This window comes from Novosphingobium sp. KA1 (assembly GCF_017309955.1).
Lineage (GTDB): Bacteria > Pseudomonadota > Alphaproteobacteria > Sphingomonadales > Sphingomonadaceae > Novosphingobium.
In genome coordinates this window covers 2373330-2385608 of the sequence record NZ_CP021247.1, presented here as the reverse complement: position 1 = coordinate 2385608, position 12279 = coordinate 2373330, and the positions used below count along the sequence as shown (strand labels likewise).

At 67.0% G+C, this 12279-nt stretch carries 12 protein-coding genes; 1 reads left to right on the top strand and 11 read right to left on the bottom strand.

The features are described 5' to 3' along the window. Nucleotides 1-8 precede the first annotated feature (8 nt). A complete protein-coding gene (locus CA833_RS11495) occupies nt 9-800 on the top strand; it encodes an SDR family NAD(P)-dependent oxidoreductase (protein WP_185928601.1) in 792 nt (263 codons plus the stop codon). 397 nt (nt 801-1197) lie between these two features. Here CA833_RS11495 and CA833_RS11490 read toward each other — a convergent pair whose 3' ends face one another. The 11 genes from CA833_RS11490 to CA833_RS11440 all read right to left on the bottom strand — a co-directional run bounded on the left by CA833_RS11490 (nt 1198) and on the right by CA833_RS11440 (nt 12279). Further along, nucleotides 1198-2871 carry a flotillin family protein gene (locus CA833_RS11490; RefSeq protein WP_207078112.1) on the bottom strand — a complete coding sequence of 558 codons (1674 nt, stop codon included), beginning with the start codon at nt 2869-2871 and terminating at the stop codon, nt 1198-1200. 482 nt (nt 2872-3353) lie between these two features. After that, nucleotides 3354-4028, bottom strand: a complete 675-nt coding sequence (locus tag CA833_RS11485) for an OB-fold-containig protein (protein WP_207078111.1) — start codon at nt 4026-4028, stop codon at nt 3354-3356. Further along, entirely contained in the window at nt 4021-4749 is a 729-nt protein-coding gene (locus CA833_RS11480; protein WP_207078110.1) for a hypothetical protein, read from the bottom strand. The genes CA833_RS11485 and CA833_RS11480 overlap by 8 nt, the downstream gene beginning before the upstream one ends. An 18-nt stretch (nt 4750-4767) precedes the next feature. Next, nucleotides 4768-5985, bottom strand: coding sequence for a toxic anion resistance protein (locus CA833_RS11475; protein ID WP_207078109.1), 1218 nt, complete (start codon nt 5983-5985; stop codon nt 4768-4770). A 94-nt stretch (nt 5986-6079) separates the two neighbouring features. Further along, nucleotides 6080-6928: a formate dehydrogenase accessory sulfurtransferase FdhD gene (gene fdhD, locus CA833_RS11470; protein WP_207078108.1), complete on the bottom strand. Its 849-nt coding sequence runs from the start codon at nt 6926-6928 to the stop codon at nt 6080-6082. Between the two features lie 35 nt (nt 6929-6963). Then, a complete protein-coding gene (locus CA833_RS11465; protein WP_207078107.1) occupies nt 6964-7860 on the bottom strand; it encodes a formate/nitrite transporter family protein in 897 nt (298 codons plus the stop codon). Nucleotides 7861-7902: 42 nt separating this feature from the next. Continuing rightward, entirely contained in the window at nt 7903-8892 is a 990-nt protein-coding gene (locus CA833_RS11460; RefSeq protein ID WP_207078106.1) for an aldo/keto reductase, read from the bottom strand. Continuing rightward, the gene (locus tag CA833_RS11455; protein WP_207078105.1) at nt 8892-9848 is read right to left on the bottom strand and encodes a Gfo/Idh/MocA family oxidoreductase; all 957 of its coding nucleotides are present in this window, start codon (nt 9846-9848) and stop codon (nt 8892-8894) included. The genes CA833_RS11460 and CA833_RS11455 overlap by 1 nt, the downstream gene beginning before the upstream one ends. A gap of 70 nt (nt 9849-9918) precedes the next feature. Continuing rightward, the gene (locus tag CA833_RS11450) at nt 9919-10818 is read right to left on the bottom strand and encodes a class III extradiol dioxygenase subunit beta (RefSeq protein WP_142635186.1); all 900 of its coding nucleotides are present in this window, start codon (nt 10816-10818) and stop codon (nt 9919-9921) included. A 1-nt stretch (nt 10819) separates the two neighbouring features. Then, a complete protein-coding gene (gene ligA / locus CA833_RS11445; protein WP_242526046.1) occupies nt 10820-11257 on the bottom strand; it encodes a protocatechuate 4,5-dioxygenase subunit alpha in 438 nt (145 codons plus the stop codon). Then, nucleotides 11254-12279, bottom strand: coding sequence for an amidohydrolase family protein (locus CA833_RS11440; RefSeq protein ID WP_207078104.1), 1026 nt, complete (start codon nt 12277-12279; stop codon nt 11254-11256). Before CA833_RS11440 ends, ligA begins: the two co-directional genes overlap by 4 nt.

The following is a 12279-nucleotide window of genomic DNA, read 5'->3' as shown; positions in this document are numbered from 1 at the left end:
GCAGAGGCGTGAGCGCAACCGTCATCATCACCGGCGCCGCCGGCGGCATGGGCATCCCCACCGCGCGGCGCTTTGCCGCCCAGCGCCGCCCGCTGCTGCTCTGCGACGTCAGTGCCGGGAAGCTGGAGCACGTCGCGGCCGAACTGCGCGGCGAAGGCGCGGCGGTGACAACGCTGGCGGGCGACATCTCCGCCCCCGACTTCCCGCAGGCGCTCCTCGCCGCACTGGGCGACGCGCCGCTGCATGCGCTTGTCCACACCGCCGGTCTCTCGCCGACGATGGCCGATCCGCTGCGCATCCTCGAGGTCAACTACGTCGCCACCGAAAGGCTGGTCGCCGCGCTGCTGCCCCGTTTCGAGACGGGCGGCTGCGCGGTGCTGATCTCGTCGATGTCGGGCTACCTGCTGCGCGATCCGGCGATGGTTGCCGCGGTGGAGGACATGGTGGCCGGCAAGGGCAGCGCGGCGGTGGAAGGCTTCGCGGTCAATCCCGGCATGGGCTACACCCTGTCCAAGCGCGCGGTCATCGCCCTCGTCGGGCGCGAGGCGGCGGCCTTCGGCGCGCGCGGCCTGCGCATCTGCTCGATCGCGCCGGGTTTCATCGACACGCCGATGAGCCGCGCCGAACAGCAGGAAAGCGAACAGATGCGCCAGATGATCACGATGGTCCCGCTGGCACGGCTGGGCCACGGCGACGAGATCGCCTCGGTGGCGCAATTCCTCTGCTCGCCCGCCGCCTCCTACGTCAGCGGCTGCGACATTCCGGTCGACGGCGGGATTCTGGGCCGCCTCGGGTTCTGAGCGCCCGTTTGGAAATTCGCGAAAAGCGAATTTCGCGGCACCAGCCCACTCCCCCACCCGACCGCCCATCGGCAGTATCCTGAGGGCGGTCGGGTGGGGGAGTGGGCTGGTGCCGCCCTCAAAATGCCCTTTCGGGCATTTTTCAAACAGACTCTGACCCAGTTCACGGCACGAGGTCGCTCTCGCATTCCGTCACGGCGGCGATGCGCAGCGAGGTCCGGTCGAACAGATTGGCCTCGTAGGTCTTGGGCTCCATCACGCGCTCTCCTTGCGGCAGGCGCCAGGGTAGCACCGGCGGCGCGGCAGACCACGGCGGCACTCAGCGCCGGTGCGATGATGCAGCAGGGGGCGGCGAACCGAAGTCCGCCGCCCCCTGCCTTTGCCCCGGCAAATGGCCTTATTCGGGCTCGCCCGCCTCGACCTCCGGTTCCCGGGCCGCCGGGATGGCGCCCTGCACGAGGCTGGCGAGCGAGGACCCGTCGAGCCCCAGCTCCTTCATCAGCCCGTCGATCACCGGCGCCTGCGCGCGGTAGGCCAGCGCCGCCGAGACCGCGTCGTTGGCAAGGTTGCCCGAGCCGCCGGACACGCCGCCGGCCGAAGCGCCCCCGGCAGCATGGCCGCCCTTCTGGGTGAGCCCGTCGAGCTGCACGATCTTGATCGAATCGATCGCTTCCATCGGCTTCACGCTCTCGCGCACCACTTCGGGCAGGACCTTCAGGAGCGCCATCTTCATCTGCAGCGAGATCTGGTCCGAGGACAGCAGGTTCGCCGCCTCGTTGATCGCGCGCTGGCCGGCCGCCTCGACCTCGAAGCGCACGCGCGCCGCTTCGGCACGCAGCTTCTCGGCCTCGGCCTCGCCTTCCGCCTCGAGGCGCAGCGCCTCGGCGCGGTTGGACGCCGCTTCCTTTTCCGCCTCGGCCTGGACCCGCACGCCGATCGCCTGGCGTTCGGCCTCCTTGGCGGCCTCGATCAGCTCGATGCGCTTCTGGCGCTCGGCGACCTCGGTGTCGCGGCTGGTCGTCACCTGTTCCTCGGCGGCCACCGCCTTGGCCCGGGCCTCGTCGGCCTGGGCCTTGGCCTGGCTTTCCTCGCGGCTCTTGTTCTGCACCGCGATCTGCTGTTCCTGACGGGCCAGTTCGACCGCCTGCGCCTGGGCGATGCGGGCTTCCTGGATCGTCCGGTCGGCCTCGATCTGCCTGGCGTCGACCTGCTGCTTGGCGAGAATGCGCGCCTCGTCGGCCTCGCGGCCGCGCAGGGCCTGCTCACGGGCGACTTCGGCGGCCTGCTCGGCGCGGCGCATCTCCACCTCGCGTTCCTGCTCCAGCCTTGCGAACTCGTTCTCGCGCTGGATCTGGAAGGTCTGCCGCGCGGCTTCGAGGTTCTTGGTCTCGATCTGGACGCGGGTTTCCTGCTCGATGTCGTTCCTTGCCTTCTTGCGCAGTTCGATCTGCTCGGTCAGCTTGGTGAGGCCCTCGGCGTCGAAGGCGTTGTTGGCGTTGAAGTGCTCGATCGAGGTCTGGTCGAGCCCGGTCAGCGAGACCGATTCCAGCTCGAGGCCGTTCATCGCGAGGTCCGAGGACGAGACCTGCTGCACCTTCTGCACGAAGTCGGCGCGCTGTTCGTGGAGCTGGTTCATCGTCATGCCCGCCGCGACCGAGCGCAGCGCGTCGACGAACTTGCCCTCGACCAGTTCCTTCAGGGCCTCGGGATGCATGGTGCGCGCGCCCAGGGTCTGCGCGGCCATGGCAATGGCCTGCGCATCGGGGCGCACACGCACGTAGAACTCTGCCTTGACGTCGATGCGCAGGCGATCGAGCGTGATCAGCGCGTCCTGGTTCTTGCGCTCCACCGCGAGGCGCACGGTGTTCATGTTCACCGGCATCGTCTCGTGGAAGATGGGCAGCACCAGCGCGCCGCCGTTCATCACGACCTTCTCGCCGCCGATGCCGGTTCGCACGAAGCCGATTTCCTTGCTCGCACGCCGATAGAGCCGGGCCAGCATGACGCCGAATGCAATCAGCAGGACGACAACACCGCCGGCAATCAGGCCGATCTGGTAGAGGCCGTTCATTTCCGTTCTCCTTCAAGGGGATGCCGCGGATGGCCCAATGCCCCCGCGAAACCTCATCCCGACACAACTTCATCTCAACACAACCGCGCACGCGAAGACGCGGTTGAGTTGCCGATGACATCATGCCCCGCCCGATCCTGCCCGAAACCGCAGCCACGATTCCACGTCCGCACAGTTCAACCATGCGCCGCTTGCAGGATTTTAACGGGCCCTTCTTGAGACCGCGCCGGTCAGGACGACCGGCGATGAAACCGATACTGCAGGATCAGTATCGGCCGCGAGGATCAACGCGGACGCCGCAAGGACGGACACGCGCGCATCTTCGACTTCTCCCGATCAAGACGCTGCGGACGGCACCGCGCCCCGCTCTCTACTTCGCCTTGTCTGTGAAAGACTTATAATCGAATCGCGATCCGCCTCCTAGCGAAACCGGATTTTTGCGAGTCGATTGCAACAAGCCCCGCACCGGCGGAGGCCGGTGCTCAGTCCAGCCGCGGCAGGTAATGGTCACCGCGGGCGATGGCCTTGAACAACTCCCCCTCGCGGCGCACGATCAGCACTTTCTCGCCCTCGGCAAAGCGCTGGCCCTCGTTGTCGGGCTCCAGCATGACGTGGTGCTGCTGGCCGAACCGGTCCGAAACCCGGGCCCGCGCCGGCGAGCCCCGGCTGGCGGTGCCGATGACGATCTCGGCCTCGCGGCCGACCAGCTCGATGCGGTCGATCGCGGTGGTCTCGTCCCGGGGCAGCAGGCGGCCGATCGGGCGCGCGACAAGGCCCGTCACCGGCAGCGCCGCCAGCCCCGCCACCGGGCCGACCAGCCAGGCGCTCCACGGCGCCCCGGTCAGCGCGGCGAGGAACTGCTGCCCGGCCAGGCCGATCACCGCGAACAGGCTGAGCAGCAGCATCAGCCACATCATGAACGGCATCCGCCCGAGCCCGACGATCGAGATCAGCCCGCCGTCAAGCGCGACGTTGCCCCCTCCATGCCCACCCGCATGGCCCCCGAGATGGCCGCCTGCAGGCCCATCGACATCGAGGTCCAGGTCCGCTCCCATGAGGTCCGCCAGTCCGACGAACTGGAGCACCGCCAGCAGCGCGACGACCGCCAGCGCCACCGAGAACGGCAGGTTTCCGGGCGCTGTCAGCAGTTCAAGCATCGCCGCGCGAATCGACGTACTTGGCTTCGAGGAAACGCCCGCGGGTGGCCAGCGCATCGAGGTCCCCGCGCGAGAGGTCGAGGCTCATCGCCTCGATCTGCCCGGCGATCACGTCGAGCCCGTCGACCAGCTGTTCGGATGGGGTGGTGCCGCCGGCATGGGGCTTGTTGCGCAGTTCGGCGGGAATACGCGTGTAGCTGTCGACCAGCGAGGGCAGATGCTCGGACAGCAGCTTGCGCACCTCGTGCGCGGCAGGGCCGTTTTCCTGCAGCGCGGCAAGCTGCGGGGCGATCTGCTCCAGCCGCACGCCGATCATGTCCACCGCGTCGACGGCCGCGCTCGGCAAGGCGCGGCGGCGGCTTTCCAGCCAGATCTCGGTCGATCCCGCCAGTTCCGGCAGGGTCGCGCTGCCAAGATCGGCGGTATTGAGCCGCGGGCTCGACGGGTAGATCGACAGGAAAAAGAACACCGCAAAAGCCAGCAGCGTGGTCAGCACCGTGGTCGCGAAGGACAGGCCGCCAAGGATCAGCCCGGCGGTCAGCGCGGCGATGAAGATGCCCGCCACCGCCAGGAACGCCCGGCGGATGCGCCGCCAGCGGAACGCCCAGCGTTCACGGCGCGCGGTATAGAGCCGCGCGGCCCGCTGGCGGCGGGCGGCACGGATGATGTCCTGGTTCACGGCACTGCGCGTGGAGACCGCGCGCGAAGAGGGTTCCGACATGGTGCTAGTCTATCAGGCTCAGTCCAGCGCCTCCAGCAGCGCCTTGGCCGCCTTGGTGTCCGCCGGTGAGGTGGCGCCTTCGGCCTGCCCCTGGGCGCGGGCGATATAGGCCCTGGACCGGGTGACTTCGCCTTCCAGCGACTGCACCGTCTGCTTCATCGAATCGAGCGCCTGCATCTTGAAGCTGTCGATCGAATCCATCGTGTCGTAGATGTTCTGGAACGCGCGGCTGAGCGTTTCCAGCGGGATCGTGGCGTTCGCCGCCTGCTCGTGGATACGCGCGGTGTTGTCCTTGAGCATCTGGCCGGTGCCGTCGATGATCCGCGCGGTGGTGGTGTTGAGCGCGGTGATCTGGTCCAGCACCAGCTTCTGGTTGGCCATCGCCTGCGCCACCGTCACCGCCGTGCGCAGCGCGCCGACCGTGGTGGTGGAGGCCCGGTCGACGCCCTTGATCAGTTCGACGTTGTTCTTCTTGACCAGATCGAGCGCGAGGTAGCCCTGCACCGAAACCGCCATCTGCGTCAGCAGGTCCTGCGTGCGCTGGCGCACGTAGAACAACGCCGATTCGCGCACCGCCTTGGCCTTGGCGGGATCGGTGTGGTCGAGGTCGTTCGCCTTCTGCTCCAGCGTCTCGTCCAGCGCCTTCGACATGAAGATCATCTGTTCGAGCTTGCCCATCGCCGCCCAGAGGTTCTGGCGCTCGACGTCGATGGCGGCATTGTCCATCAGGAGTTCGTCCTTGCCGCCCTGCAGGCGGGCGAGGATCGCGCTGATGTGGCCCTGTGCGCTGGAATAGCTGTCGAAGTAGTTGCGCAGCTTGTTGCCCATCGGGATGATCCCGAAGATCTTGCGGCGCGAGAGCAGGTCGCCCTTGGTCGAAGGGTCGAGGTCCTCCACCGTGCGGCGCAGCTCGGCAAGGTCGGCGCCGACCCCGGCGTCCTTGTCCATCGCCCGCACCGGACGGTCGAGGAAGCGGTTGGACTGGCCCGAAGCCTCGGCGATTTCCTTGCGGCCCATGTTGGTGATCTGGTCGACGCGGCGGCCGAATTCGGGCGAGCTCGAATCCTGCGAGACGAGGTCGTTGACGAATTCGTCGACGCGGACCTGCAGCTTCGACTTCTGCTCCTCGCCCACCGGCACGAGCCCGGCGGCCTTTTCGGGCTGCACCACCGGCACCGGATCGGGAGGCGTCAGCTTCAGTTCGCCGGCCGTCACCTGATCAGTTGTCGTCGCCATCTCGGAAAAATCCCCGTCCTGCAAGAAATGTAGTCGTCCGCAACGAATCTAGGTCGGCCCCACAAAACTACAAGCAAAACAGGAGCCGCCCGCTTTACGGTTCGACGAGCGGCGTGGCCCCTTCGTCGGAACTCCGGGTATCGGTGACGACCAGCATGGCATCGTCGCGCGCCACGACGCAGAGCGAGAGGCCCGCCGCCTGCGCGCGGCGCACCGCGAGATCGGTGGGGGCGGAAATCGTCACCAGCAGCGGGATGCCCGCGCGCACGGTCTTCTCGACCAGTTCGTAGGAGCAGCGCGACGTCATGACAACAAAGCCCTGCGCGGGGTTGGTATCGCCCCGAGCCCCACTACGAGCAAGCGCGCCGATCAGCTTGTCGAGCGCGTTGTGGCGGCCGACGTCCTCGCGGATCGCCAGCAAGGTGCCGTCTTCATTGCAGAACGCGGCGGCGTGGGTGGCACGGGTTTCGCGGCCCAGCGCCTGCGCCCCGCCCATGGCATCGAGGCCGCGCCGGATCGCCTCGGGGCTGGCCGCGCTCCGGCGCGAGAGCGATGGCAGGGGGCGCAAGGCCGCCTCCACCCCCTCGATCCCGCAGATGCCGCAGGAACTGTCGCCGGTGCGGCGGCGGGCGCGTTCGATTATGAGCGAGAGACGTTCGGGCGGAAGGTTGACGCGGGCGACATAACCCCTGCCCCAGGCGCCGTTCTCGACCGGATGGACCGCCACCTCGCCGATCTCGTCCGCCGCCGCCAGCCCTTCGGCCATGAGGAAGCCGGTGACGAAGTCCTCGATCCCGGTGGGGGTGGCCATCATCACCGCATAGGCGATGCCGTTGGTCTCGATGGCGATGGGGGCCTCGACCGGGACGGCCAGCCTCTCGCCCGCGTCCTGCCCTGCGCCGTAGCGGCTGCGAATTACGGTGATGGGTGCGGCGCCGTCCATGCCACCGATCTAACCCAGCCGGTCGCTGCGGTCATTCAGATTTCGCCCTTGATCTGTGCATAGGCGAGCAGCGCGAAGAGGCCGGTCCCGCCCAGCACATTGCCCAGCAGCGTGGGCAGCAGGTGCAGCGCGAAGACGTCGGCCACCGGCATCTCGCCATGGGCCATCAGCAGGAACATCTCGGTGGACCCGGCAACCACATGGGTAAAGCCACCCGCCCCGATCAGCCAGGCGAACAGCGCCACGACAAAGATCTCGAACCCCTTGGAACTCGGCAACATCCAGACGAACGCGGCGATGAAGAAACCGGCGGGAATCCCGTCGAGCAAGGCCGCCGTGCCGCTCGCCTCCGCCGCCTTGCGGGCCACGGCCAGCATGCCCGCCAGCGTCGGATGCGACGGGTCGACCACCATGTCGAGGATCAGCGCGGTCAGAAAAGTGCCGCAGAGGTTCGCGGCCAGCACCACGCCCCAGAGCCGGGCCGTTCGCCACAGCCGCTGCGTGTTGGGCCCGGCCAGCAGCGGCAGGACCGCGGTCAGGGTGTTCTCGGTGAAGAGTTGCAGCCGGGCGAGGACGACCAGCACGAACCCCATGGCATACCCCAGCGCAGCGATCAGTTCGCGCTGGGGATGGCCCTCGAAGGACTGATGCAGCAGCCCTTGCGCAAAGACCGAGGTGGAAATGCCGATGCCCGCGGCAAGGCCGGACCACCACAGCGACATCGCCGGGCGGTAGAGTTCCTCCTCGCCCTCGCGCCGGATCACCGAGAACACGGTGCGCGCCGAAAGCCTCAGGTTGTCCTTGATCTGGCCGCGCTCGTGGCCGGTCAGCCCGGCCTCGTCGCGGGCGATCTCGCGGTCGCTCGCCCGGCGCTCGGGATCGTCGTGGGCAAGCGCGCCGGCAGGCTCGGAAGGGGTGGAGGCATGATCCATGCCCTTTCAACCACCCCCGCGGCCGCTGGTTCCGTCAGCCGGTCAGACGTAGTCCTCGGTATCGATGGTCGGCCTGATCGTGTCCGGGTAGCGATGGCCGGCGATGGTCTGCTGGTTCATCAGTTCGCCCGCCTGCTCCAGCACGCCCGCGTCGATTGCCAGCGCGGCGGCCGCATGGTTGTCGTCGAAGTGGGGGATCGAACGGGTGCCGGGGATCGCATGGAGATGCTCGCCGCGCGACAGCACCCAGGCCAGCGCCAGCTGTGCCGGGGTGACACGGATCGAGGCGGCAAGCGTGTTGAACGCCTCGATCAGCGCGAGGTTGTGCGCCCAGTTCGCGCCGATGAAGCGCGGGAAATTGCGGCGCAGGTCCTTTTCGGTGAGCGTGCTCACATCGGTGAGTTCCCCGCCCAGCGCCCCGCGCGCGACCGGCGAGAAGGCGACCAGCGCGATCCCGAGGTCCCGCGTCGCGTCCAGTACGCCCAGCTCCACGTTGCGGGTCCAGAGCGAATATTCGGTCTGCACCGCCGCCACCGGATGCACGCCGTGGGCCTCGCGGATATGCGCGGTGGACCATTCGGAGACGCCATAGGCACCGATCTTGCCCGCCTCGATCGCGCGCACCATGGCGCCCACCGAATCGGCTATCGGCACCTTCGGATCGAAGCGGTGCATGTAGAACAGGTCGATGTGATCGGTGCCGAGCCGCTTGAGGCTGGCGTCGAGCGAGGCGGTGATGCTGTCCGGCGCGCAGTCGATGCCGCGGCGGGCGCCGTCGATCAGGATGCCGGTCTTGGAAGCCAGCAGGAACTCATCCCGCCGGTCCATGATCGCTTCGCCGAGGATCTCTTCGCTCACGCCCATGCCGTAGATATTGGCAGTGTCGAAGTGATCGCAGCCTGCATCCAGCGCATGGCGGAACAGGCGGACCGCCTCCTCGCGGGACGGCGGATTGCCGTAGGCCCAGGCCACGTTCATGCAGCCGAGCCCGACGGAGTGGACCTCACGGCCCGCGAGGAGGCGTTTTGTCATCAGGACCAGCCGTCCTGCGCTTCGAGGCTCTCAGCCAGTTCACCGATCACGCGGTAGCAATCGAGCACCTTGCCGACCGACGAGTTGGGCTCACGCCCTTCGCGGATGGCGGCGACGAATTCGCGGTCCTGCAGCTCGATGCCGTTGTTCGACACGGTGACGCCGGTGAGGTCGATGGCCTCTTCACGGCCGTTCACCAGATCGTCGTAACGCGCGATGTAGGTCTCGCTGTCGCCGATGTAGCGGAAGAAGGTGCCGAGCGGGCCGTTGTTGTTGAACGAAAGCGAGAGCGTGCAGATCGCGCCGGTCTCGGCCTTCAATTGGATCGACATGTCCATGGCGATGCCGAGTTCGGGGTGCTTGGGCCCCTGCAGCACGTTCGCGGCGACGATCTTGCCCGACTGGTAGGCGAACAGGTCGATCGTGTGCGCGGCGTGGTGCCACAAGAGGTGGTCCGTCCACGAGCGCGGCTGGCCCTTGGCGTTCATGTTCTTGCGGCGGAAGAAGTAGGTCTGCACGTCCATCTGCTGGACGTTGAACTCACCCGCGGTGATCTTGTTATGCACGTACTGGTGCGAAGGATTGAAGCGGCGGGTGTGGCCGACCATGCAGACCAGGCCGGTTTCCTGCTGCTTGGCTACCACGGCTTCGGCATCGGCCCAGCTGTCCGACAGCGGAATCTCGACCTGAACGTGCTTGCCCGCGTTCATGCAGGCGATCGCCTGTTCGGCATGCATCTGGGTGGGGGTGCAGAGGATCACGGCATCGACATCGGGCATGGCCAGCACTTCGGCGAGGTCGGTGCCGGAGTGCGGCGCGCCGTACTTGGCGGCGACTTCGGCGGCCTGATCGGCGCTGCGCGAAATGACCGAGGCAATCTCTACGCCGTCGATGTTCTTGAGGCCGTCGAGGTGCTTTTCACCGAAAGCGCCGGCGCCTACGAGGGCAATACGCATGGAAATCTCCTTGGGGTGTCTGTCAAAGACAAAGGGCGTGCCGGCGTCAACCACCGGCACGCGGAATCGATCAGTCGACGAGGTGTTGCGAAGCCGCGCCTTCGACGGTGGCCGAGGGCGGCACCTCGCCGTTCACCGGCTCCAGCACGATGTGGCCGACCGCGGTATTGCTGGCAGGCACGTGGTAGAAGCGCCGCAGCTCGCGGGTTTCCTTGCCCAGCGCGCCGCGCATGATCAGCCACATGACCATCTCGATGCCTTCGCTGCCGGTTTCGCGCAGGTATTCGATATGCGGAATGCACCGCAGTTCCTGCGTATCGCCCGACAGCTTGTCGAGGAACATCTGGTCCCACTCGGCATTGATGAGGCCGGCGCGCGGGCCCTGCAGCTGGTGGCTCATGCCGCCGGTGCCCCAGACCTGCACGTTCAGGTCTTCCGGGAAGCTTTCCACGGCGCGCGCGATCGCCTCGCCCAGCGCCCAGCAGCGGTTGCCGGACGGCGGCGGATAAGTGACGACGTTGACCGCCAGCGGGATCACCTTCACCGGCCACCGGGCCGGCTTGCCGAACACCATCGAGAGCGGAACGGTAAGGCCGTGATCGACATCCATCTCGTTGATGATCGTCATGTCGAACTCGTCGAGGATCAGGCTCTGGGCGATGTGCCAGGCAAGGTCCGGGTGGCCTTCCACGTCGGGCACCGGGCGCGGGCCCCAGCCCTCGTCCGCCGGCTTGTAGCTTTCGCCGCAGCCGATCGCGAAAGTCGGGATGATCTTCATGTCGAAGGCCGAGGCGTGGTCGTTGTAGACCAGGATGACGACGTCCGGCAGGTTCTCCGCTTCCCACTTCCGGGTGGGCGCGAAGCCTTCCTGGATCGGCTTCCAGTAGGGATCTTCCCACTTGTCGAAGTCGGAGGCAACGCCCAGCGCCGGGATGTGGCTGCAGGCGATGCCGTGCGTAATGCGGGCCATCTTAGCGAGACTCCTTGATCGACCGCACGCCCTCTGGCGAGCGGCCGCCGGCGATCATCATCGCCTGATAATCCTCGACCGACATGCCGGTCATCGTCGAGACGGCCTGAAGGAAGCTCAGGCCATCGGTCGAGAAGACCTTGGCGAGGAAGTAGATGTTGCCGCCGAGGTCCAGCAGGCGGTTGTAGTCGCGGGCGAGAACGGCCAGCTTCTGGTCCTCGGTCATCGGCCATGCGTCGAGATAGGCACGCTCGTCCGCCTTCCAGCGCTCGCGGTTTTCGGCCTTCATCAGGCTCATCGCGAACTGGTTCAGGTGATAGCCCTGCCGCGCGCGCTTGGCGGTGTAGACGCGCGTGCCCGGAATATCGTCGAACTCACCGAGATAGGCGTGGATGTCGATCGGACCACCCGCATTGTCGCAAGGGTTTTTATCGGTCACAGGCCGCGTTCCTTGAGCCTGGCGTCAAGGCGCGGGAAGACCTTGCGCACGTTGCCTTCGAAGATCGCGTGGCGCTCCTCGTCGGAGATCTGGAGCGCGTCGACATAACGCTTGGTGTCGTCGAAGTAGAAGCCGGTCGTGGGGTCGATCCCGCGCACCGCGCCGACCATTTCGGAGCCGAACAGGATGTTCTTGTTGTCGATCACGTCGGCCAGCAGGTTGATGCCCGGCTGATGGTAGACGCAGGTGTCGAAGAACACGTTGTTCATGATGTAGTCGTCAAGCGCAGGCTTCTTCAGCATGTCCGCGAGGCCCCGGTAGCGGCCCCAGTGGTACGGCACCGCGCCGCCGCCGTGCGGGATGATGAAGCGCAGCTTTGGGAACTTCGCGAAGAGGTCGCCCTGCATCAGCTGCATGAAGGCCACGGTGTCCGCCGCGATGTAGAAGCCGCCGGTGGCATGCATCGCCGGGTTGCACGAACCCGAAACGTGGATCATCGCCGGAACGTCCAGCTCGCACATCGCCTCGTAGATCGGGAACCAGTATTCGTCGGTCAGCGGCGGATGCTCGAAGTGGCCGCCGCCCGGATCGGGGTTGAGGTTGCAGCCGATGAAGCCCAGTTCCTCGACGCAGCGGCGCAGTTCCTTCACCGAGGCGGAAAGGTCCGCCTTGGGGCTCTGCGGCAGCATGCACACGCCCACGAACGTCTCGGGGAACATGTTCACCACGCGGGCGATAAGATTGTTGCAGTGCACCGCCCAGGCCTCGGACATGGCCTGATCACCGACATGGTGCGCCATCGCGCTGGCGCGCGGGCTGAACACGGTAAGGTCGGCGCCGCGCTCCTTGATGAGGCGAAGCTGGTTGTCCTCGATGGTCTGGCGGATCTCGGCGTCCGAGATCTCCGGGTAGGGCGGCGCCTCTTCACCGGCCTTGAACGCGGCGATCTGGGCCTCGCGCCAGGCGTCGTGCGCCTTGGGCAGGACGGTATAATGTCCGTGACAGTCGATGATGAGCGACAT

Coding starts and splice junctions, on each gene's coding strand:
- CA833_RS11490 (WP_207078112.1), bottom strand. CDS start 2,871: ATGAACGGCCTCTACCAGATCGGCCTGATTGCCGGCGGTGTTGTCGTC.
- CA833_RS11485 (WP_207078111.1), bottom strand. CDS start 4,028: ATGCTTGAACTGCTGACAGCGCCCGGAAACCTGCCGTTCTCGGTGGCG.
- CA833_RS11480 (WP_207078110.1), bottom strand. CDS start 4,749: ATGTCGGAACCCTCTTCGCGCGCGGTCTCCACGCGCAGTGCCGTGAAC.
- CA833_RS11475 (WP_207078109.1), bottom strand. CDS start 5,985: ATGGCGACGACAACTGATCAGGTGACGGCCGGCGAACTGAAGCTGACG.
- fdhD (WP_207078108.1), bottom strand. CDS start 6,928: ATGGACGGCGCCGCACCCATCACCGTAATTCGCAGCCGCTACGGCGCA.
- CA833_RS11465 (WP_207078107.1), bottom strand. CDS start 7,860: ATGGATCATGCCTCCACCCCTTCCGAGCCTGCCGGCGCGCTTGCCCAC.
- CA833_RS11460 (WP_207078106.1), bottom strand. CDS start 8,892: ATGACAAAACGCCTCCTCGCGGGCCGTGAGGTCCACTCCGTCGGGCTC.
- CA833_RS11455 (WP_207078105.1), bottom strand. CDS start 9,848: ATGCGTATTGCCCTCGTAGGCGCCGGCGCTTTCGGTGAAAAGCACCTC.
- CA833_RS11450 (WP_142635186.1), bottom strand. CDS start 10,818: ATGGCCCGCATTACGCACGGCATCGCCTGCAGCCACATCCCGGCGCTG.
- CA833_RS11440 (WP_207078104.1), bottom strand. CDS start 12,279: ATGTCGCTCATCATCGACTGTCACGGACATTATACCGTCCTGCCCAAG.